The sequence below is a fragment of the Arcobacter venerupis genome (assembly GCF_013201665.1).
Lineage (GTDB): Bacteria > Campylobacterota > Campylobacteria > Campylobacterales > Arcobacteraceae > Aliarcobacter > Aliarcobacter venerupis.
In genome coordinates this window covers 1,009,809-1,028,945 of record NZ_CP053840.1, presented here as the reverse complement: position 1 = coordinate 1,028,945, position 19,137 = coordinate 1,009,809, and the positions used below count along the sequence as shown (strand labels likewise).

22 protein-coding genes are annotated in these 19,137 nt (G+C 24.1%); 8 read left to right on the top strand and 14 right to left on the bottom strand.

Annotation, left to right across the window (positions count from 1 at the left end; translation table 11 throughout):
• Positions 1 to 10: 10 nt before the first annotated feature.
• Entirely contained in the window at positions 11 to 457 is a 447-nt protein-coding gene (locus AVENP_RS05070; RefSeq protein WP_128358966.1) for an SHOCT domain-containing protein, read from the top strand.
• A gap of 19 nt (positions 458 to 476) precedes the next feature.
• On the opposite strand, the gene AVENP_RS05065 is transcribed toward AVENP_RS05070, so the two are convergent.
• Both AVENP_RS05065 and AVENP_RS05060 read right to left on the bottom strand, forming a co-directional pair.
• The gene (locus AVENP_RS05065) at positions 477 to 626 is read right to left on the bottom strand and encodes a hypothetical protein (RefSeq protein WP_153802236.1); all 150 of its coding nucleotides are present in this window, start codon (positions 624 to 626) and stop codon (positions 477 to 479) included.
• Complete coding sequence (locus AVENP_RS05060) at positions 604 to 921, bottom strand: hypothetical protein (RefSeq protein WP_128358967.1); 318 nt, start codon at positions 919 to 921, stop codon at positions 604 to 606. The genes AVENP_RS05065 and AVENP_RS05060 overlap by 23 nt, the downstream gene beginning before the upstream one ends.
• An 89-nt stretch (positions 922 to 1,010) precedes the next feature.
• Between AVENP_RS05060 and AVENP_RS05055 the strand changes: the two genes are divergently transcribed.
• Positions 1,011 to 1,397: a hypothetical protein gene (locus AVENP_RS05055; protein WP_128358968.1), complete on the top strand. Its 387-nt coding sequence runs from the start codon at positions 1,011 to 1,013 to the stop codon at positions 1,395 to 1,397.
• Positions 1,398 to 1,512: 115 nt separating this feature from the next.
• Here AVENP_RS05055 and AVENP_RS05050 read toward each other — a convergent pair whose 3' ends face one another.
• The 5 genes from AVENP_RS05050 to AVENP_RS05035 form a co-directional block, all read right to left on the bottom strand.
• Positions 1,513 to 2,439: a DUF5677 domain-containing protein gene (locus AVENP_RS05050; protein ID WP_128358969.1), complete on the bottom strand. Its 927-nt coding sequence runs from the start codon at positions 2,437 to 2,439 to the stop codon at positions 1,513 to 1,515.
• Between the two features lie 54 nt (positions 2,440 to 2,493).
• Positions 2,494 to 3,000, bottom strand: a complete 507-nt coding sequence (locus AVENP_RS05045; protein WP_128358970.1) for a hypothetical protein — start codon at positions 2,998 to 3,000, stop codon at positions 2,494 to 2,496.
• A 96-nt stretch (positions 3,001 to 3,096) separates the two neighbouring features.
• Positions 3,097 to 4,011, bottom strand: coding sequence for a toll/interleukin-1 receptor domain-containing protein (locus AVENP_RS05040; RefSeq protein WP_128358971.1), 915 nt, complete (start codon positions 4,009 to 4,011; stop codon positions 3,097 to 3,099).
• Positions 4,012 to 4,228: 217 nt separating this feature from the next.
• Complete coding sequence (locus tag AVENP_RS16100) at positions 4,229 to 4,381, bottom strand: helix-turn-helix domain-containing transcriptional regulator (RefSeq protein WP_430385358.1); 153 nt, start codon at positions 4,379 to 4,381, stop codon at positions 4,229 to 4,231.
• Between the two features lie 82 nt (positions 4,382 to 4,463).
• Positions 4,464 to 4,793, bottom strand: coding sequence for a hypothetical protein (locus AVENP_RS05035; protein WP_128358972.1), 330 nt, complete (start codon positions 4,791 to 4,793; stop codon positions 4,464 to 4,466).
• Positions 4,794 to 5,152: 359 nt separating this feature from the next.
• Between AVENP_RS05035 and AVENP_RS05030 the strand changes: the two genes are divergently transcribed.
• From AVENP_RS05030 to AVENP_RS05010, 5 genes are read left to right on the top strand one after another with little or no spacing between them, the layout of a single operon-like run.
• On the top strand, positions 5,153 to 7,060 hold the full coding sequence (locus AVENP_RS05030) for a TIR domain-containing protein (RefSeq protein WP_128358973.1): 1,908 nt from the start codon (positions 5,153 to 5,155) through the stop codon (positions 7,058 to 7,060).
• A 19-nt stretch (positions 7,061 to 7,079) separates the two neighbouring features.
• Positions 7,080 to 7,646 (top strand): TIR domain-containing protein, encoded by a 567-nt coding sequence (locus AVENP_RS05025; RefSeq protein ID WP_128358974.1) that lies wholly within the window; start codon positions 7,080 to 7,082, stop codon positions 7,644 to 7,646.
• Positions 7,647 to 7,650: 4 nt separating this feature from the next.
• Entirely contained in the window at positions 7,651 to 8,376 is a 726-nt protein-coding gene (locus tag AVENP_RS05020; RefSeq protein WP_128358975.1) for a TIR domain-containing protein, read from the top strand.
• Positions 8,377 to 9,168: a toll/interleukin-1 receptor domain-containing protein gene (locus AVENP_RS05015; protein ID WP_128358976.1), complete on the top strand. Its 792-nt coding sequence runs from the start codon at positions 8,377 to 8,379 to the stop codon at positions 9,166 to 9,168.
• The gene (locus AVENP_RS05010; protein ID WP_128358977.1) at positions 9,161 to 9,628 is read left to right on the top strand and encodes a hypothetical protein; all 468 of its coding nucleotides are present in this window, start codon (positions 9,161 to 9,163) and stop codon (positions 9,626 to 9,628) included. Before AVENP_RS05015 ends, AVENP_RS05010 begins: the two co-directional genes overlap by 8 nt.
• Before the next feature lie 77 nt (positions 9,629 to 9,705).
• Here AVENP_RS05010 and AVENP_RS05005 read toward each other — a convergent pair whose 3' ends face one another.
• The 6 genes from AVENP_RS05005 to AVENP_RS04980 all read right to left on the bottom strand — a co-directional run bounded on the left by AVENP_RS05005 (position 9,706) and on the right by AVENP_RS04980 (position 16,600).
• Entirely contained in the window at positions 9,706 to 10,284 is a 579-nt protein-coding gene (locus AVENP_RS05005; RefSeq protein WP_128358978.1) for a TIR domain-containing protein, read from the bottom strand.
• A 20-nt stretch (positions 10,285 to 10,304) separates the two neighbouring features.
• Positions 10,305 to 11,066, bottom strand: a complete 762-nt coding sequence (locus AVENP_RS05000) for a DUF1883 domain-containing protein (RefSeq protein ID WP_128358979.1) — start codon at positions 11,064 to 11,066, stop codon at positions 10,305 to 10,307.
• 123 nt (positions 11,067 to 11,189) lie between these two features.
• Positions 11,190 to 11,516: a hypothetical protein gene (locus AVENP_RS04995; protein WP_128358980.1), complete on the bottom strand. Its 327-nt coding sequence runs from the start codon at positions 11,514 to 11,516 to the stop codon at positions 11,190 to 11,192.
• 153 nt (positions 11,517 to 11,669) lie between these two features.
• On the bottom strand, positions 11,670 to 15,389 hold the full coding sequence (locus AVENP_RS04990; protein ID WP_128358981.1) for a hypothetical protein: 3,720 nt from the start codon (positions 15,387 to 15,389) through the stop codon (positions 11,670 to 11,672).
• An 87-nt stretch (positions 15,390 to 15,476) separates the two neighbouring features.
• Complete coding sequence (locus AVENP_RS04985; RefSeq protein WP_128358982.1) at positions 15,477 to 16,235, bottom strand: hypothetical protein; 759 nt, start codon at positions 16,233 to 16,235, stop codon at positions 15,477 to 15,479.
• A complete protein-coding gene (locus AVENP_RS04980) occupies positions 16,232 to 16,600 on the bottom strand; it encodes a helix-turn-helix domain-containing protein (protein ID WP_128358983.1) in 369 nt (122 codons plus the stop codon). Before AVENP_RS04980 ends, AVENP_RS04985 begins: the two co-directional genes overlap by 4 nt.
• Positions 16,601 to 17,370: 770 nt before the next feature.
• Between AVENP_RS04980 and AVENP_RS04975 the strand changes: the two genes are divergently transcribed.
• Complete coding sequence (locus AVENP_RS04975) at positions 17,371 to 17,631, top strand: hypothetical protein (protein ID WP_128358984.1); 261 nt, start codon at positions 17,371 to 17,373, stop codon at positions 17,629 to 17,631.
• 52 nt (positions 17,632 to 17,683) lie between these two features.
• Here AVENP_RS04975 and AVENP_RS04970 read toward each other — a convergent pair whose 3' ends face one another.
• Positions 17,684 to 18,829 (bottom strand): tyrosine-type recombinase/integrase, encoded by a 1,146-nt coding sequence (locus tag AVENP_RS04970; protein ID WP_128358985.1) that lies wholly within the window; start codon positions 18,827 to 18,829, stop codon positions 17,684 to 17,686.
• Positions 18,830 to 19,137 lie beyond the last annotated feature (308 nt).

Sequence of the window (19,137 nt, the reverse complement as noted above, 5' to 3'; positions counted from 1 at the left end):
AAGGTTTAGCATGAATTATAATCACAGTGGATTATTCAAAGTACATTTTTTAGTAAGAATGATATTTTACTTTTTTAGTTTTTCATTCTTTTATATCATCATAATTATGGCTTTAACAATTAATCCAAAAACAAAACCACCTTTTACAAGTGGTGATCCAATGATTGATGGAACTCTTTTTTTACTTGCTGTTGCAAGTCCATTTATTTTTACTGAATATAGAATCAGAAAAAATAGAAAAAAATTAGGGTTACCAATTTATAAAGATATTTCATTAAAACTTCTACAAATGGAAGCTAATGAAAATGCAAAAATGAATTATGAAGCAAACAATCATATAAAGAATATGTATGGGTTTGAAGAAACAAAAGATTTAAACTATTGGTTTGAGTTAAAAGAAAAAGGTGCAATTACTCAAGAAGAGTATGAATCAAAAAAGAAAGAATTTTTAAAATAAATAGTTCACATAAGAGAGATTATTGAATCTCTCTTATAGTTTCAATAGTATCTCTTAGAATTTGAATTTGAAAGGCTTTATCTGTAGTTGATAAATTTGAGTTTTCAACTTCAACTATTTTTTCATTAGCAAATTTTAAATCATCTTCAAATGATGAAAAGAAAAGCAAATTCTTTTAGCATACTTGAAACTCTTTGAATATCAAGTTTAGATTTTTCAGAATTATCATTGTTATAAAGCTCAGAATCAAAAGACATTTCAAAACCTCTATCACTTTGAAATTCACCCCAATACTCAACTTCAAAATTATAATCCCTAGTTGGATATTGATTTTTAAAGTGATTAATTCCTTGAGCTAAAGCTGTAATTTCATCATCACTATAAATGAAATAACTATCCATAAAACGATGAGTATCTTTTTCAAAAACTTGGATTTCGTAATTTGGTTCTAATTCTTCTTGCATGATAAAGCCTTTATTTTTTTAAAATTATACAATGTAATTTTTATTTAATTTATAAATATTACATATTGAAATAAAAAAAGGAGTACAAATTGAGTACTAAAAGAAAAACAAAAAATGATGTGTTACTTTCAAATATTGAAGTAATAAAAACTCTTATAATAAATTTATATACTATCCCCAAACAACTGGCTTATATTAGTCAAAATAATAAAAGCAATTTTAGTGTATCAGATACTACATATATGAAATTTTTAAATGAATATTTACCCAAAGAATATGAACAATACAAAAAGAATTTATATTTTAAAACAAGAATTTCAAAGATAAAAGAAGTAACTCAAATATATACAATTATAGAGTTTCAATTTTATGAATTAAATTTTAGTGGGTATATAAATGGAAATACTAGATTAGATTTAACAATAGAAGATTATAAGCATTTTATGATTAGGTATTTCAAAAAACTATATGAATGAACTAGTACTATTTTCAGAAGCTGTACTGCAACTGAATTAAAATTCTACATAACATCTGAGATTAATAAAAGCTGATAAAACTTTAAACATATGATTTGAACTTACACAGTTATTTTTACACTACCTTTACAGACTCTACTATTGTAATATTTGGAATTTTAGCAAATACCTTTAAATTTTCTAATATATCGTTGGTTATTCTTGTTCCAAGTCCAATGATCATTTCTTCTTCTGATTTGTCAAGCTGATTCGGAATAAGTATTGAGTAAGAAGTACTATGCACAAGTGCACTAGTATAATCATAAATAAACATATACATTTCTTCTAATCCAGTATCAGTTGCTTTTTTCTTCCAAGTTCTTTTATCTTTTAACTTCTTCTCAATATCGTCAATACTACCATCAAATTTAAAAATTAAATTTGCTTCCTGATTTTTCAATAGTTCATTAATAAATGCATCTCGTGCAACAATCATATCGTTTATTCTTTTTTGGTTTTCTATTATGTACGATTGAATAAAATCTTTATGAATTTCAGCACCATTATATTCTGCAACATCTAAAAATATTGACAATTCTTTATCAAGCTTATCATATAATTCATTTACTTTTTTATCACTTTCATCAGAGTCTACAAGTTCAATTTCTTTTTCTGATTGGATTAAAGTATCGAGGAGTGAAATATCTTTTTTAGCATATGATGTATAGTTTTCTGATTTTTCTACTTGATGACTATATATAGAGTATCTAAGTTTGTATTTATAGCTAGGTTCAGATGATAATAACCTAGTATTTATACATGTTTCAAATAAAAATCTTAGATTTGCTATAAGAGAAAGTGTTGAATTTGGATGAGAATAAATTTCATTGATACATTGTTCAACAGATTTTATTATTTTAAAAGCTAATTCATAAGTTATTTCATCAGGACGAAACATATTTAATAACTGTTTAATATTTTTTGCAGTTTTTTTATTGTCATTTATATTTTTTTGTCGGCGAGATATTATATATTCATTAAGTTCTTTGGAATAAGTAAACATTTATTTCCTTTGTTTCATAACAGGTAAATTTCCATTAGTAATTTATTGGCACCACTAATTTGTTAAAATTTTTTTAATCAATGCATCTAATAATTTTTCCAGAATAATATTTGCAGGATTTAATAGTTGAATTTGTTCGCCAATTATTTGTTTTTCACCATGAAACATATTAGAACGTAAGCCATATATAAAATTCAATATTGATGCATAGTTGTTTATGTCTTCTTCAATTTTTTGAATAATTACATTGTCTTTTTTGAAATCTTGACCACTATGATTTCCATAAATATAAAAACTTCCATTTTTAATAGGTGCAATCATTTTTTTTACTGTACTTTCACAATCATTTAAAATTGTGATATTTTCTCTTTTAAGATACTCGGCCATCTTTGTTGTAGCACAACTTCTATCATCGTTAGCACTTCCTTGGCTAAATTTAGAATATATTGCATTATATGACACATACAAGCTGAAAAATTTATCCATAACTTCTTCAACATCGGTATTATTGTATTTTTTTGATTTTTCTAACCATCTTTTAGCTATTTCAATTTTTTCCATATTTTACCTTTGTGTATTTTATCTATCTCTTAACGTTTGAAATGAACCAATAAATTACTCGCTAAATAATTTATTGGCTTCTCTAATTTGTTATGCCTATACTTCTAAAATTACTTCAGATAATTGTTTTGCAATTTCTTCAATACTATTTAATGATGTATTTAAAGCAACTTTATCTGCTAGGGCAGGACTAAAATTTATTACATCATTTTTTGTCACTTTATGCCAAATGGGTAAAATCATTTTATGACCATTCATTTCTCTAGTAATCATGGAATCAAATTCATATTGAGTCCAACTCTTTGAACAAAAGGTAGATGACAAAATTACGGTACCATATTTTGATTTAAGTAGTCCATGGTCGATACTTTTTCTTAAACTATCTCCAACTTTTAATGTAAACTCATCATACCATACCTTTACTCCTAATTTTTGAAGTTCTTCGGCTAATGGTCTAACAATTTCATCTTTATCTTCTGAAGCATGTGAAATAAATAAGTCATATTCTATAGATAGTATTGACTTATTGATAGCTGTCTTGCTATTTTCATTTTTATGATTAATTACAACTGAGATATTATTTGTATTTTGTATCTCTAGTTGTAATTGTTTTTGAAATGCTAATTGTTCTTTTTGTTGTCGTTTTTCTAAATCTAATAATTTTTTTCTTTTTTTCTCTTCATTTGCAATTTGTTTCTTACGTTCTTGTTCTTCTTCTTTCGCTAAGTCTTGTTTTAATTTTAATAGTTTTCCATCTTTATCAGAAATCTTTTTATATAAATCTGCTTTTTTTATTTGTATTTTAGAAATTTCACTCTGTTTTCTTTGAATTTCTGCATTTTTACTATTTAATGTAGATAAGCTTGTATTTTTCGTGATACTTCTTTCTATTTGACCTATTCTATTATTACAATCAACTTCTTTTTTAGTTTCTAGACTCATTTTATAGTGAAGATCAGAGATTTCTTTTTGTATATTAGTAATTGAGTTACTTATTGTTGAAATAGACACTTTATCAACTCCTCATGTTTTGTAGCATAACTATTTATTAGACGTTCATTATATACAAATAGTCTGAAAATCAACAAATAACATATACAAAAAACGTTATTTGTTGAAATAGCGACAAAAAACTTAATACCTTTATAATAGTATCAAATTTAGGTTTTGTGCTTTTATGAAAATTTTATATATACTTTACTCTGCCTAAGCCTATTTATCTTCCTATTTAACGTATTAACATACCTTTTGCTTTCTCAATATTTTTAAGAGCTTCTTGTACTTCATTCATATCTCTATCAGCTAAGATTTGAGACAAGTATTCTGATATTACTTCTTTATTATCAAAATATTGTGCTATATTAAAGTTTGTAAGTTCTATGATTACTCATTTTAAAGCTCTTTTATTTTTTATCATCACGATGACTTATATCCAACAACCAATAAAACATCTTTTTAAACTTTTATGGCTTTAAATTAGCAAATATATCATGAACTTTTTTTTCTTTATGAATTTTATTTTCAATAACTATATCTTCATTAGTAATATTTTCTTTTTTGAAATTATTTACTACGACTTTATTTAAAAATCTTCTTTTACAAAAGCCTTGTAAATTAGAATAAGAAACTTTACAATTACAATCCTCTTCTAAAAAACTTTGCACTTGTTTTAAACTAAAATTTGCTTCATATAACAAATATTCAATTGCTTTTAAATGATCATCTAATTTTGATTTTCGTCCTAATCCATGCTCTTTTTGTGCTCTTTTTTTTGCTAATGCTAAAGAATCCATTTTGTCGCCTTATATTTAGTTAATTATCTACAAATATCTTATTAAATTGTATATTATCAAAATAATCTTATAAAATATCTTATAATATTGTATTAAAACTTATAAATAATATTTATACCTAATTTAATATCTTATATTTGCAATTTAAAATAATTAAAAAAGGAGCTAAGCGAGTATGCCAAATGTGGACACAAATTTCTAACGCAATTTATATCCAATTTAACATCTCGTTGTTCACAAAAGGTGACAAATTTAGATTATGATGTTTTTTAAATTTAAATTATTAAAGAATAATTTTTTACTATAAAATTAAAATTTTATTAGTTATAATAAATAAAATAATTTAAAGGAATATTAAAGTGGGTATAAAATCACTATTAGCTATACATGTAATATCACATAAAAATTTCTATAATAGAGAAACATATAATGATATTATATATTCTACTTTTTGTAAAAATTTGAATAATTATCTTAGTAGAGGCATAAATATACCTGTATTTTTTTACGATAGTGATAATTGTAATATAGATAAAAATAAATATGAAAAAAATATTATAGTTGTTCTTATAGAGGATAAGTTACTTTTAGATAATAAAAAAAATAATCTTAGTCATATTACAGATGATAAAGAATTTAGTATTATTTCTTTCGCAATATCTAAAAATAGCCATAGATTAAGTCCATTTTTTGAAGAAAAAAATCTAGTTAGAGTTTATGAATATAAAACATTAGAAGATATGATTAATGCTACTATTTTAGATTTAGCTCATTTTTTATGTAAATCTTTGACAAATCATAAACAAAAAGTTTTTATAAGTCATGCGAAACTAGATGGAAAAAGTTTAGCAAAAGATTTACAACACTATATATCTACAGATACTAAACTAGATAGTTTTTTTGATGCTAATCATATTCAAGAATCATCAAATTGGGCAGATGATTTAGAAAAAGGTGTTAGAGATTCTATTGTCTTGGTATATTATACGGACCTTTACTCTTCAAGACTTTGGTGTAGAAAAGAGATACTTTTTGCAAAAAAACATGATAGACCTATAGTAGTAGTAAATTTACTAAAAGATAAAGAAGATAGAAGCTTTCCTTATATGGCAAATGTACCTATTATGAAAGTAAGTAAGCTTAATGATAAAAATATGAGATTAGTTCTTAAATCAATTTTAGTTGAAAGTGTAAGGCACTATTATCAACATCTAGTTTTAGATAGTTTTTTAGAAGAAAATAGTCTTAAAGAGTTTACCCCTTTAGCTTCTGCTCCAGAACTTTTAACATTGATAAATAAAAATGAATGTGAAAAGTTTTTATATCCTGATCCACCATTAGGAAATGAAGAACTTGAGATATTAAATAGTTATAAAAAAGAGTGCTACTTTACACCTTTAATGTATCTAAATAAAAATAAAGAAAAAAGAGAATTAAAGATAGCTATATCTATTTCAGAATCTCAAGATATTGAAGAGTACAATCAAAGGTTATATCATCTAAGAAGTTTTATAGTTGAACTTGCAAGATACTTACTGGTTTTTAACTCAAAGCTTATGTATGGAGGAGATTTAGGATACATAAATAAAGAGTTTAATTTTGTAGAAATTTTAGCTCAACTTGTGATGAGTTATAATGAAGAATATAAAGAAAGCGAGATTATAACAAACTACACTTCTTATCCATATTATGAAAAAATACTAGATGAACATAAAACAAATTTACTTGATATTGTTGAGTTTAAGGATATAGAACCTGATAGTAAATATAATTTAAAAGACATAGATGAACTAGAAAAAAACTACATAACGTCAGAAACTCTTACTAAGATGAGGGAAGTAATGACAAAAAATATGGATATAAAAATAGTAGCAGGTGGAAAAAATGAAAATTTTGCAGGTAAATATCCTGGCATTTTAGAAGAAACATATTTAGCGGTAATTGATGAAAAACCAGTATATTTAGTAGGAGGATTTGGGGGAGGTACTAAAAAAATAATTGATACTTTAAAAGGTGATATTTCAGAGATTTTTAGTGTTGAATATCAGCTAAAGAATCCAAGTTTTAAGAAATTGTATGAGTATTATGAATCTATTGGAGAAAGTGAAAAAATAGATTATGAAAAAATGAATCTGTTTTTTAAAGAAAAAGGGATAAAAGGACTAAATAATGGGTTAACCATAGAAGAAAATGAAATTCTATTTGAAAGTACAAATTTATATGAAATAGTGTCTCTAATTATAAAAGGGATAAATAATATAAAATAATTATAAAAAAGGATTAAAAATGGCAGATAAACATAAAGTATTTATTAGTTATCATCATGCAAATGACGAAGGATATAAAAAAGAATTTGTAGAAACTTTTGGAGAACTTTTTGATGGATTTATAGATAAGTCTGTTTCTGATGGAGATATAGATTCTGATTTAAAAACAGAGACAATTAGACAAAAAATTAGAGATGATTTTATTAGTGATGCAACAGTTACTATTGTACTTATTGGTGCAGAAACTTGGAAAAGAAAGCATGTGGATTGGGAGATAAGTTCAAGTATAAGAGAGACTGAAAAAAATCCTAGAACGGGATTAATAGGTATTCTTTTACCTAGTTATATTGGAATTAGTTTTGATGCAGAAACCTCAGATATTCTACCATATGATAAATATACTATTCCGCCAAGATTATCAGATAATATTGATTGTGGATTTGCAAAAATTTATGAATGGAGTAATCATCCTGAAGATATTAAAGAATGGATTCATGAAGCATTTAATAGAAGAAATAAAATAAATCCAGATAATTCATTAGCATCATTTGTACATAATAGACATGGTGAAAAATGGCAAAAGTAATTAAATGAAACATTGGGAAGAAAGAGCCAAAGGATGGGTGTTTTTATCTCATTCTTCAAACGATTATGAGAATGTAAAAATTGTTAGAGATTACTTAGAAGAAAATGGATTTAGTGCATTAATGTTTTATCTTAGATGTCTAGAAAAAGATAAAAAACATTTGAGAAAAGAACTTATTGAAAGTGAAATTTCAGAAAGAAATATATTTGTTTTGTGCGATAGTTATGATGCAAGAAAATCAGATTGGGTCAAATGGGAAAAAGAATTAGTTGAAAAAGATAAATCAAAAATATTTGTTACCATTGATATGGAAAATCTTAAATCTGAAAAATGCACAGAATTATCTAAGTTGGATAAATTAATGAAAAGATCAACTCTTTATTTTATTTATGATTATGATGATTATAAAGAATATAAAAATACAACAGCAAAAAGAAAAAATATTCCTAATTTATCTGATAAAACAAAAATAGCTCTTAATGAAACTAAAAATAAAGGAGCTGTATTAGTTTTTCTAAGTCAAAAAATACTTGACCAAAAATGGTTCTGGAGTGAAAAAGAATCTGCATTAGAAGAAAATACATTAATTATTCCTATATTATTGGATGATGTAGATATAAATGAATTTCCAGCATTTAAGAATTTAAAAAGAATAAATATAAATAGCGAAATAACTATTGAAGAACAAATAACATTAATTATAAATGAAAATGATGCAAAGGATAATTAAATGATTCTACAAAAGATATGTTATCAATGTGATTATGGAAATAGAGAAAAACTAAAAGAACCTATTAGAGAATTAGTTACTAAATATTCAAATGTTGATTTAGGAATTCTACCTTTTGTAAATAATAATATATATCAATTAGAATTTTATTTAATCATAGAATTTGAAAAAAAAGAATTTGAAAAAGATATCAGAAAAACCATTGAACCTTTTGTTATTAAAGAATTAACTAGTGTTTCAAGTCTTTATTTATATGAACATATTGGTAAAGGTAGAAGATTTAATTTTATGAATCATATTTTTCCAGATCAAATTGATATGTTTTTTAAAGAATTTTTTATTTGGCCTGAACGTAAAAATTTAATTGATATTGGTTATTCTTTTGATAATTCAATGTTTCCGCCAAATACTGTATTTTTTAGTTATAGTGATATAAATAAAAAAGATCTGGAAACAATATATTCATATTTATTAGGAGAAAATCTTCCAGTATTCTTTGATTTAAATAATATTACTTTAGGTAGCAATATAAATTCAACAATAGAGGATTCTATAAAAGATTGTAAAGGCATAGTGTTTTTTATAAATCAAAAATTTTTAAATAGTAAGTGGTGTAAAAAAGAAGAAGATTTAGCTTATTCAAATAATAAAAAAATAGTATACATTATTGATCAAAATCTAGATAAAAAAGAAAAAGAAAGATTTAATAATATTTTACACATTGAGCAAGATTTTAATTCATTTGATCATCTATTAATTGTAAAAAAAATCTTGGAAATATTTAATGCATAATCAGACTATTGTCCAACTTGCTTTACTAGAAGATATAACTAAATTAAATATTTCAACAAACAAATATATATATTCTGCATATAGTTTTACAAATACAATGATTTCAGATATATTTGAAAATTATATTAAACCACTTATTTATAAAAAATTTATTAAACTTCACTATTTAGAAACAAAAAATCATTATACTAATTTAAAAAAACCTATAATTGATAATATTATTGATGATATAAAAAGATCAAGACTTGCTATCATAGATTTGACCGATCACAAAAATAATGTTTACTTTGAAGCAGGAATTGCAACAACAAATTATATTCCTATTATTTACACATGTCATTCTAGTGATTATAATAAAATAGCTTTTGATGTGAATGTAAATCAAGTATTAGAATGGAATAATTCCAATATTAATAAATTTATGAATGAATTAGAATTGTTAATAATTTCAAACTTATAAAAAGGTTTTAATACAAATTTACAAACTATTATATTTTGTAATTCTTCCAAATTTTTATGAATATTAATAACTTTATTTTAATGGGTAATATTACATATATTACATTTCCTATTATATTTAAGTATTTCTTGAGAGTTTTTTATTAAATGAGTTCTTGTTGTTCTAGCTAAAAAAGCATCTTCTATCCAATTATGAAGTTCTTTTGCACTTGTTGGATATATCCAATATCTTGCATAACAATTCCCATGACCTTTTTCCCAGTTTGATTCAAGTCTTGGTGGTAAATATGCAGAATTTCCTTTACTTGGTAAAATTATTCCCATAACACCATTTGGTGTATAATTACCTTGCCTCAATGATGATTTTAATTCCCAATCAATATATCTACGACTATGTGTACAGCTACCTACTAAAACAATAGTAACAGTTGAATCTAAAAGATATTTTTCTCTTATTTGAGTCATTACATAATCAGTATTTACACTGTCAATATAATCATAATTTTCATTTGCACCTAATACTTTTGGAATAAATACTTGTTCTTCATTTGCAAATTTTTGAATAAATTCTTCTACTTCCGCAGAATCTCCTTTAAAATGGGAAATAAATACTTTTCTTCTTATCCCAATTAATTGTCCATTTTGATAATATGCCATATGTAAATCCTTCCTTTATTTTAAGATTTTAGTAAATCAGAAATTTCTTTCGCTATCTCTTCAACTGTGTGCATTGCAGTACTTCTTGCCAATTTATCTGCAAGAGTAGGACTATAATCCATTACTTCTTGTTTTGTTATTTGATGCCAAATAGGTAACAAAATTTGTTCACCAGATACAGCTTTTGTTATAATTCCATCTAATTCATAATTAGTCCATCCTTTACTAATAAAAGATGGAGATAATACCACTAAACCAACCTTACTTTTAGAAAGACCTTGATCTATTTTTCGTCTTAAACTATCACCAATTTTTAAAGAAAATTCATCATACCAAACACTTAAACCTTCTGCAATTAATGCATTAGCTAATGGTCTTACTATTTCATCTTTATCCTCTGAAGCATGTGATATAAATACATCATGATTTTCTTTGTTTTTAACATATATTGGAGGAATATTATTAACTAAACTTGGAATTGAAGATAAAGGTACTTCTTTTATTTCTGCTAAAGGGCTAGGCAAAATTCTAACTGATGCTTTTGTATTACCTCTAAGTCCTTGCATATCAATAGTTACATGCCAATGTCCAGAATTTGGTATAGCAATTCTTACAGGTGATTGCTTTGCTAATCCTCCAGTATACCTATGCGTTCTTCCATTTTTATAATTTAAAAAATTTGAACTATCCATTAAACGAACATTTGCAGCACTACCATCTAATCTAACTTCAACAATTTCACCTTTTTTTCTTTGTCCCAAATCATTATGAATAAATTGCATCTCACCTCTTTAAAATAGAACTTAATATTATTTATCTTTATTTACTATTATAACAAATATACCTAAAATAAAATTATTTTTCTTTATAGATTAACAGAATAATCTTTTCTATATTTTTTTTGGTCATTCCTTATATTTATTTAATATCTTTTCTATATAACTTCTTACTTCATTAATTTCATACTTATCCTGATCAAATAAAACCATAAAATTTCCATAAATTTCATCAAATTTTCCTAAAGCCATAAGCTCTCCACCGTTATAACCTTGAGCTTTAAAATAATTTGAAGCTTCTTTGCACCAGTATTTAATATAAAAACCAGAGATTATAAATTCATTATCTTCATTTTTAACATCTTCTGATATTATTCCAATAGTATTTAATCTTTCAAGTAACTCTTTTAGATTTTTTTCTTTTAAATAAGCTACTGTTTCTTTACATTTTGACATAGAGTTTCCTTTTGTATTATTTTTTAATAATCATTTTATAAAATTAAAATAACTAATAATCATTCTTCTCACTATTTTCAACTTTTAACTAAAAACTATATCAAAATTATTCTTTTTTGACTAAAGATATTACAAAATGTAATATTTTATTTTTTAAAACAAATCTCTTTCATCATCTCTAATTTTCTCACTATCTCTTTTTGATTCATAATATCTTTTATGATACTTTAGAAATTCAACAATATTTTTATTTTCTTTATATTTATCTAACATTAATTCAATATTAGCAATTTTTTCATTTGCTACATACACATATGAACCACTCCAAGATTCAGACCTAGTTACAATACCTGAATATAAATCTTTATCATTTGGAAATTTATCTAACATTTTTATTACAATTATAGGTAACTCACTTTGTTTGAAATCAATATTAAATGAATCTGCAACAACATATTTTGCTTTTTCATAATCAGTATTTTTTATCCAAGCTATTACTTCATCAGAATCTATGAAATTAAATAGAGAATGACTAAACCAGTTAGACATCCAACCTCCTTGCATAAAATCTACAAATTTAGAATATTCAGGATATGAATCAGGTTTTAATTCATCTAATTTATTAGAAATGAGTTTCCAAAAAAAGCTTGGATATTCTTTAATTATTTCATATAAAGCATCAAATTTTTCTCCATCAAATCTACCTTCCTTTTGGAACTCAACTAAAATGCTGTTCCAAACACTTAACAGAGTCTTCTCTTCAAATCTAAAGCCATTTTTTATAAAAGATTCAACTCCTCTTCTAATATCATGTTCTATTCTTGAATTTTCAACATCAAAAATTCCATTTTCTATGTAATATATTATGTATTTGTTAATTAATTCCATAACATTTTTTTGGCGAATATATTGCATCACTAAATCAAAACTATCTGATTTATTTTTTATTATTAAATTAATTTTTTCTATAAATAAAATAAATTCTTCTCTTGAAAAATCTCTTAGCCAAAAACCAAAAGTTAAGTTCTCTAATAAAGAAGAATCAATTACATCATCTTTTAATAAATTAAATAAATAATTACAAGAAATTTCACTTGGTTTTAATAGATGAATAAAATCAAAAGTTAAACTCTTCATAGTTAAATTATTATAAATATCATTAAATAATTGTTCGTGATTCTCTTTTTCTGACATTTTACTTAAAGATATATAACCTTCAATAAATCTAATACTTGAATCTTTATCAACATTCTTTAATAAATTAATAATGTCATCATATAATCTTCCATCAAGATCTAGTTCTGATAACTTTTTACCTATTCTATATGTATTATTAATTCCTTTATTAATTAATTCATTAAAATTTTTATTCTCAAAAAAATCCCTTGCAATTAATTCACAATGCTTTTCAAAATCTTCTTTTGAATTATATCTATACTCTTCAGTTCTATAAAATAAATTTTTTATATCTGTTAAATTATCATTATTAATGTAGCTATTTTGAATAACTTCCAATTTTTTAATTATTTTTTTAGAGAGCTTTTTATCTCTATCATATTTTAAAGTATTTCCAATTTCTACAAAATATAAATTGTCTAAATAAATATTTAAATTTTTTTTACTTTCTAAAAAACTTAATAGCCAAAAATTTATCTGTTCATACCACATCATTATTCTTAAAGATGAAATCAAATTATTTAATATCTTTATTTGTAGATTTTCTGAAGAATTTTCATAAAAAAGTATAATTAACTCTTTCAGTTTCTCAAAATAATTATCTATATCTTTTTGAATACGTGGTTCATAATGTTCTGGTATATATTCAGGTATATTTGAATGATTTTTATGTGATCCCGTATAATTAACTTTAGGATAAGAATTTTTAAAAGAATCAAGTAAGATTAATCTATCTTCATCATTCTCATATTCAAAATATAACTCTTTTAATAAATCTAATCTATTTACAATATTTATTTCTGTTCCACCTAATACCCATTGAAAAGTTTCTTTAAACACACCTTTAGAATTGTTTCCCCAAGTTTCAATTTCTGCTCTTGATAATCTAAATAAAAGTTTCATAGCATCATTAAATGTTTCATTAAAAGAAACTAATTTGTCTAAAGTCCAAACTAAATATCTTCTTCCATTCTTAAAATTTAATAATTCTTCTTTTGATTTGTTTTCAAACAATTTATTTAAAATCTTTATCGTATATTCTTTATTTTTCAAACAAAGTGTATAAAGAATCCTACTACCTAAATCATCATTTAATTGCTCATATGTGAGTCGTGATAAAATTCGAAAAAGTAAATCCTTGTATTGAGATGAATCGAATACAACACTGCCAAGTTTTTCAAAAAAACTATTCATTAACCCTTGCATATTAAGTTTAATAAAAAGTTCATCTATATCATCATAATCGGTATTTTCTAAAAAGTCATTAAATAAATGCATTGAAATTGGTCGTGGACTGATGTATAAAAATCTTCCTGCCTCACGAACTATTCCTTTTGCAATTAATTTTTTAATAATAATTGAAGCATTGGTTTTATCAATATTAAAATGCTCTAAAATAATTAATTTTGCATTTTTAAACTCTTCTTTATCAGGAAACATTTTAAACATAGAAATAGCCCATAAAATCTTTATTTCTTCTACATTACCAGATGTAACATTAGTTATAATTCTTTCTAATAAATCTCCTCTATTAAAACTATTATCATCTTTTGTTATATCATAAGATTCAGCCATATAATAAGCTAAACGTGGATAACCTTCAGTAAAATATGCTATTTTTCGTGCAATATCTTCAGGTAATATGGGATTTACTTTTTGAATAAGTGCTACACACTCTTTTTCTTCAAGTCCTTCTAACATAATTCTAAATTCTTCAGGACAAGATATTTTATCTTGTGTAGATAATACTTGATCTATTGTAATAATTACAAAATTTACATACTCATTTAAATGTTTGTAAATTAACTTATGGTCATCATAAGAACATTCATCTATAACAAATACAACTAATTCGTTACTATTTTGTGCCTGTTTTTTACAAAAAGACACTAAATCATTTAAAATTGAATCTTTAAAACTTTTAACATAAAGTACAAATTCCTTAAATTTATTATCATTTAAAGATTCATATACAAATCTTGTTTTTCCAATACCTGAGAAGCCTTCTATTCTAATAAAACTTGATTTATTATGAAGTAAAGTTTCCTCAACTTTCTTCCTAATTTCAAGGATACCTTTTTCTCTTTTTTCATCATTTACATATTCAATATCTTGTGATTGCTGTTTAACTACTTGTTCATACATTCCAAATCTATCAAAATAGGTGGTGTCAGGATTAAGTCTTAAATAAATTTGGGGAATAGTACTTGCCCATTCACGAAGTTTTATTGCAGTTACAATTTTAACTTCAACATCTGGATAACCTTTTTCTTGAAAAATTTCTTTTAAATAATCTTCTTTTTGCTCAATGTTTTTTGCAGGTAAATCTGTTTTACTCGTAATTAAATAATAAGAATATCCTTTTGATATTAAATCTTTAAGTTTTGGTTTTAATTCAGTTTTATTCAATAATTCTTTTTCTAACCAAGCTTTGTCTCCTACAATTGCTGCTTTAAACTGAAAAACAATACTTTTAGTAGATAAAAAATTATGATTAGAAGGAACTGGCTTATCAAAATTTATAAATTCACCATCAGAACCACCATCTGCAGTTTTTGTATTCAAAGAGATACTTAAACCTTGGTTTAATAAATTTAGTTTTGAAATTTCATAAAACATTATTTGATAAACCAATTCAGGTAATCCAACTTCATCTAAATTTTTAATATAATCTAATTCTATATCAAATAATGCCATCAAAGGTCCTTCTAAAAAATAATCTAAATTATACTAAAATAAACTTCTATAGAGTAATTCTTTCTTATATATTTTATTTACAAAAAATTATCTTTCTTTATACAATTGCTCCATTTTTTCATAATAAATAGCATCCTCGCCTAATTCAACTCCTAATAATTCATGAATTACATAATCATCAATTAGGTCATCTGTTAATAATAAAAAATCTGATTCTATACTAATATCAACTTTATGTTTTTCTTCTTTTGATTTCAAGTAAGATTTAATTAGTTCATTAGTTACTGTTTTATCTAAATATTCTAAATTTCTTAATAATTCATTGACTGTTTCTTGCATTTCTAGACATTCTTTAAATGCCCATTTTGATAAATTTTCTTTGTCTATCTCATTTTTATGTGCAACTGCAATTGCTTGAGAAAAACACTCTTCTCCATTATGATAAAGATAAGCACATAATCTATCTTTAACACAATTTGTAGGAGTAAGAAGTTTTAAAGTTCCCACATGAGTTTTTAACTCACTATGTTCTTTGGGTTCTTCATTTCCCAAACTAACTGGACCAGTCGGGAATTCCACATAATAATCATTATCAGGGTGCTTAAAATATCTATCTTTTGTTTTTTCAAAACCTGCTTCAATCATAGCATTTTTAACCTGTTCTGTTTTTATTGAAGGATTAGCAATAAAATCTAAATCATAAGATGAATAATTTGAATGAGTATATATTTCCATACAACTACCGCCAGTTAATACAACCTCTATTCCTTTAGCTTTGAGTATTTCGTAAACTATTGATGCAGTTTCTTCAGGAGTTTTTACTTCTTTTAATAATTCAATATTCATTTTTGTATATCCTGAATATTATCTCTTCTTTGAATAAGTGGTTTATTTTTACTTCTAGGTCTACTTCTATCTTTTCTTACTAATCTGGCTCTTTCTTCTGGCTCATAAGTAGATCTAGATTTAATTAGTAATGCAGTAAGTTCTTTAATAAATAGATTTCTTTGATTTAATTCATAAATTCTTATATTTCCAATATCTCTACCGACAATAATACTTCCTGTTTCAAATTTCTCTAATTGTTTTTTAATTACAGAAGGACTTACATCATAAAATAATGCTATTTCTCTTGCATAAGCACTATTTCTTGCTAATAAAAATTGTAATACTCTTTCTGCATTTTTACTACCAAATAATACTTCTAACATTATTAAATCCTTTCATACATTTTCTATAATATAGAAATTATATTCTATTATATATTAAACATATTCTACATTATAGAATATTAATTTAAATTTAAAATGCTTGCTAAGCTGCTTTATATAGACTATTTATTGATTTTATGATTTAAGAATAAACTAAAATTTAATTCTATTTTAATAATTTAAGATTTTAATTTCTAAACTGTATCTTTTATCTGTCAGAACTTAATTCTGAATATTTAAATATCAGTTTGTGATCTATTTGATTTATATTTTTTAATTATTACAGTATTTAAGTTTAAATTAACATCAACTTTAGAATCAGGAAGAATACTTCTTAGTTGATAAATTAAAAACTTTTAATACTAATCTCAGTGTAATATATATTGGACCAATACAATATATCTTGACATTAATAATTTTTTCCTATATAATTCAAATCAGAGCAAAATAAACAAAATAAACAAAATAAACAAAATAAACAAAATAAACAAAATAAACAAAATAAACAAAATAAACAAAATAAACAAAATAAACAAAATAAACAAAATAAACAAAATAAACAAAATAAACAAAATAAACAAAATAATCTAAAATAAAACAAAATAATCTAAAACAAAATAATCTAAAACAAAACAATCTAAAATAAAACAAAATAATCTAAAACAAAACAATCTAAAATAAAACAAAATAATCTAAAATAAATAAAAATATACATAGAAAATTCAAAATAATATTTTGTTGCATTGCTCAATTATTAATAAGGTTTTATTATGATTGAAATAATCAGTTTTGCATTAGCATTTTTATACGTACCAGTTTCTCTTATCTTTTTAAAGAAAGAGCTAAAATTAAATGAATTTATTATAGTTTTTATTGCAATAGTATCTATCTTAAAGTGTGGACTTGTTCTATATAAAGTAATAATAGAATATCAGAATAACGATCTCTTAGTATTTATTATTGTAGGTGCAGCTGCTATAGGATGGATTTCTTATGAAAAAATTCATCATATTTTTAAAGTTCAGAATTAATATAAAGCCCCCTATATTTAGGGCTTTATATTCAAACATATCAATTTTTAATTTAAAATTTTAAGCTTTGCACAGCATCTTTCCCACTATCAGGGCTTAATTTTGCATATCTAATGGTTTGACTAATATCTGCATGATCCATTAATTTCATGATTGTATAGATGGGTGTACCTTGTATTGCAAGTTGCGAAGCAAAAGTGTGTCTAATAGTGTGAATTACAACTCTTCTTTTAGTATCTTCTGGCTTTAATCCTTGATTAAACAATTCATCAAAAATTGGCTGTAGAACTTTATTTATAGAATTTCTATTAAGTTCATCTGATGAACTATTAACAAGATAATCAATTGGACTAAGTTTTTCTATTCTTTTAGCAATTATTTCTTTATATGCAGAATGTATATATCCGTTATATGTTCTATTTGATTTATGATTTTTGATAATTACTGTATTTGAATTTAAATTAACATCTGCTTTTGAAATAGTTAATACACTCCTTAATCTTGCTCCAGTTGATATGCTTAATGCTAAAAATACTTTTATATTTTCAGTTACTTCATCTCTAATTTGATTATCAAAGTATTCTTGTCTATTATCTAATGCATCCCAAATCTTTTTAATTTCATCTAATTCTAAATATCTTTCTCTATCATTGTCAACTTTTTCTCTTTCTACTTTAGTTGCAATTGCCGGATTTTTAATATTCAAATCTTTTTTTGAAATCATATAATTAAAAACTGTTCCAATTATATTAATCCAATCATTAATAGTTTTAGGAGCATATTCTCTTCCAGTTTTTAGACTTTTTAACTTCTTAGCTTTTAATTTAAAATCATCTATCATTTGAGTTGTAATATCATCTATTTTTATGTGTCCAAAAGTTGATTTTATATGTAGTTCATATCTTCTTTTAGTATTTAGACTATCACTTTTATTTTCTATTGATTTATAGTACAAATTAAAACATTCATCAAAAGTTGGTAACTTTTGATTTAAAAGCATAGGTGCATCTTCTTTTAATCTATCTATTGATGTTCTTTTTGCTCTTATTTTGTTTGCATAAGCTGCATTGACACCCTCTTTTTCACTTCCAACTTTTTCTCTAATTGGTTTACCATTTAACTTATATCTTATGTAAAATACTTTACCATTATTTATCGTTTCGTTGTAAAAAACACCTGTAAATTTTGTTTTTTTCAATGGATTTTCCTATCTATATTTTTGACACCTATTTGACACCTAATAATAGAATTTAATAGGTTAAGATAGGATAAAAGAGTTATCTTATATTTTAAAATAGTTTTTATAATGCCTATAAATAGGACTTTATGGTATCATTTAGAATAGAATAGTATAAAAGTGCTATTGTCTAAATTAGAGAAGGTACACCAGTAGAAGTATCAGTAGCTGAATAAGCTCTAAGTACTACTACATCGAAAAGGTAAGAGGTTTTTATCTCTTGCCTTTTTTTGTTTAAATATTTAGTAAATTCAATATTTAATACTCTT